Annotated in this window: 2 protein-coding genes; both read left to right on the top strand. The window is 65.3% G+C overall.

The window, feature by feature from the left end:
* Positions 1-302 precede the first annotated feature (302 nt).
* Positions 303-2,198: a caspase family protein gene (locus A39O_RS42120; protein ID WP_026199223.1), complete on the top strand. Its 1,896-nt coding sequence runs from the start codon at positions 303-305 to the stop codon at positions 2,196-2,198.
* Between the two features lie 138 nt (positions 2,199-2,336).
* Complete coding sequence (locus A39O_RS0107175) at positions 2,337-3,014, top strand: hypothetical protein (RefSeq protein WP_020504012.1); 678 nt, start codon at positions 2,337-2,339, stop codon at positions 3,012-3,014.
* Positions 3,015-3,434: the final 420 nt, after the last annotated feature.

Here is a 3,434-nt window from a genome sequence, read left to right as displayed (position 1 = left end):
ACGCGCTTTATACCCGAGCGGCCGGGCAGTGTCCAGAGTCGAGGACAACCGCACGTTGAATCACTGAAAGTTAGCTAGAACGGTTTAGCCCTGTCGCCGGTACGCTCGACCCCTTTCCAAGCCGTCAGGCCCTGTCACCCTGGCAGTTTCGACTGCGCACGCTAGGATTATAGGCGTCGAACGTGTTTGACCATTTCATCGACCGTTGCGACGCGGGTGCCGGCGCAGCGGCTGCCCGCGCCGCTATCCACCGGCCCGCCGATCCGGCGCGCCAGCCGACTGATGCTGAAGGAGAACATTCCGTGTCGAAAGCCGCCAAGATCACGCTGGACGAACTCAACCGTAAGCTCGCGGACCTCACGGTGCCGGAAGCCGATCTCGCACCCTACTTCGCACTGGACGACGAACGCTCGACCCCCACCAGGCCCGTGCTCAAGCTCAATGAGGACACGGTGCAGGTACCGCCCGCCACGGACGCCGCGGGCCGTGAACGCAGCGCTCAACTGCTCAACAGTGCGAACTTCATCTCCAAGATGCGCCGCGAGGCGCGCTTTCAGTCGATGGCGTATTCGGGCACCTATCAGGGTCCGCTGATCGCGGCCGAGGGTGACAGTTGGTTTCAATATCCGATTCTGCTCAACGATGTGATCGATTGTATTTTTGAGCATTACGCCGTGTTTTGCCGCAGCGAGGCCGGCGACACGCTCGATAACATGGTGCGTGAGCAAGAGTATCTCGACGCGCTCGAACGCACCGGCGGGCGGCTGTTGCTGCTCTCGGGCGGCGGCAACGATCTGGTCGCCGGCGGCGAGCTCGCCCGGCACTTGCGCGCCTTCGACCCGACGCTGACCGCGGCGCAGTATCTGCTGCCGTCGTTCAACAGTGTGCTCGACGCGGCGGTCGCCAATATCGAGCGGATCGTGCGTGATGTGGGGCGCGCCTTCAACGACGCCGCGGTGATCTGCCACGGCTACGACTACGTGATTCCAGCCAACGGCAAATGGCTCGGCAAGCCGATGAAGTCCTGCGGCATCAAGGACGCGGCGCTGCAGAAGGCCATCGCCGACATCATGGTGGACCGGCTCAATACCCGGCTGTACACCCTCGCCGAACAGTCGCCCCGCCTGTCCTTTGTCGACTGCCGCGGGGTGGTCGCCGGCCGCTGGCACGATGAGCTGCACCCGACCAATGCCGGTTACGCCGACGTGGCCGCGCGCATCGAGACCGAGATCAAGCGGCTCACCGAGACCCAGGCGGCCCCCGCGGTGACGACTGCCGCCGGTGCCGCGCCGCGGGCGCGTCGGCGGGCGCGGCTACCCACTCCGCCCGCGGCGGCCGTCGCCAAGGGTTATGCGCTGCATGTCGGGCTCAACCACGTCAGCACCGACCACTACGAGGGCTGGGACGGCGCGCTCACGGCCTGTGTCTACGACGCCAAGGACCTGGCCGAACTCACCGGCAGTCTGGGCTATAAGGCCAAGCTCCTGCTTGACGAGAAGGCGACCCGCGACGCGGTGATCAGCGCGGTCAAGGCGACCGCCGCCCGGATGAAGGCCGGCGACATCTTTGTCTTCACCTACTCCGGTCACGGCGGCCAGGTGCCGGACTACAGCGGCGACGAGGTCAAGGACACCCCGTACGACGTGCTGGACGAGACGCTCTGTCTCTTCGACGGCCAACTCGTCGACGACGAGCTGTATGTGCTGTGGGCCGGCTTTCCACGCGACAGCCGGGTGCTGGTGCTCTCGGACTGCTGCCACTCCGGCACCAATACCAGGGCGCGCCGGGCCGACGCGATGCTGGCCGCCAATCCCCCACCCGGCGAGCGCCCGCGTCTGATGCCGCAGGACATTGCCGCCAAGGTCGCCCGCCGCCATCGCGATTTTTACCGCGGCCTGTCGACCGCGGCCGTGGCGCACTGGGCCGGCCCCGCCACCCGCGAGATGGCGCTGCCGGTCGCCGCCAGTGTGCGGCTGATCTCGGGCTGCCAGGACAATCAGGTGTCGCTCGACGGGCTCGACAACGGGCTGTTCACCGCGAATCTGCTCCGGGTGTGGGGCAATGGCGCCTTCCGCGGCGACTACGGCACCTTCCACCGCCAGATCGTCGACCAGATGCCGCCCACCCAGACGCCGAATCATTTCCTGGTGGGTCAGCCCAGCCCCAGCTACAACGCCCAGCGGCCATTCGACATCTGATACCCTTGCGGAGCCCCGCCGCCGCATGGTCGGCGGCGGGAGCGGGTCCGCAACTGAGACTTCCCGCCCCTCGCCTACCTGTGAGATCCTTATTCGCCAGCCGATCGGTCGGCCGGCTTTTTTACAGGAACATGGTGAATGGCACTCGATCAAAAGGCGTTACAAAAGAAACGGGCGAAGCGGGAGCTCAAACGCAAGCAGGCCAAGAAGGCGACGACCGGCCTGTCCGGCGCCGCGGCCATGGCCCACGCGTGGACGGTCGCCGCGCACGCGCCGATCGCCGATGTGTTGTTTTCTCCAAAGCTGTTCGAGGTGGGGATCGGATCGGTCTGGCTGAGCCGGCAACTGCCGGACGGGCGCTATGCATTTGCGGGAATCGTGGTCGACGTCTTTTGCCTGGGCGTCAAGAACGCGATGTATAACATCATGGAGGAGGACGCCTATCGTGCGGCCTTGACGCGCATCCAAGCCACCACGGAGGAGGCGCTGGAGCGCCAGGAGCCGGCCTGTGCCCGCAAACTGGTGGAGGGGGCCGTGGCCTATGCCAAAGACCTGGGCTTTGAACCGCACCCCGACTACCGGATTGCCCGGCTGATCTTTGGTGACATCGACACCGCCGACTGTGCCACTGAGTTCACCTATGGGCGGGAGGGAAAACCACTGTATACCAATGGGCCCAACGAGAACGCGGCGATGCAGCGGCGCATCGTGAACCAGTTGGCCCGCCGGTGCGGACCTGGCGGTTACGAATATTATCTGGAAGTGTCGCGTCGCACCGCGGTTGATCTGTCCGCCGAACTGACGCGGTCGGACTGAATGCTTTAAACCGCGCCGAACACACCATGAAAATTGCGCATTTCGCGCTGGACGCGGTTTAGGCGATTCCCAGGAATAAACGTCCCGACTGCGCGTGCCTGCAAGATCCGTAGGGGCGACTTTAGTCGCCCCTCAACCGTGGGAGCGGCGTCCCGCCGCGATGGGTGCCGCGGCCACCCCGAACCGTCGGGTGACGCGCCGGGCCCCGTCGCGGCGGGACGCCGCTCCCACGGGGTCGCTGCGCGACTTTCGCGGTAAAGCCTCGGCCTCCGGTCGAGTCGCCCCGGTCGGCGAGCCGGCGTGATACGAACTACTGCGGAAATCGCCTAGCAGCCTGTCGGACTTAGCCCCTAGGATTAGGGTATGAGTCAACATAAAGGCTTTTGTTGCTCCACAATCTAACGTAAGGTGATTTCCGCG

Source organism: Lamprocystis purpurea DSM 4197, from assembly GCF_000379525.1.
In the GTDB taxonomy this organism is placed as follows: Bacteria; Pseudomonadota; Gammaproteobacteria; order Chromatiales; family Chromatiaceae; genus Thiodictyon; species Thiodictyon purpureum.
The sequence above is the reverse complement of the archived record's forward strand: the minus strand, read 5'-3'. Positions and strand labels throughout refer to the sequence as shown.

What these genes read in the sequence shown, in the direction of transcription:
- A39O_RS0107175 (WP_020504012.1), top strand. Translation starts at nt 2,337, where the DNA reads ATGGCACTCGATCAAAAGGCGTTACAAAAGAAACGGGCGAAGCGGGAG.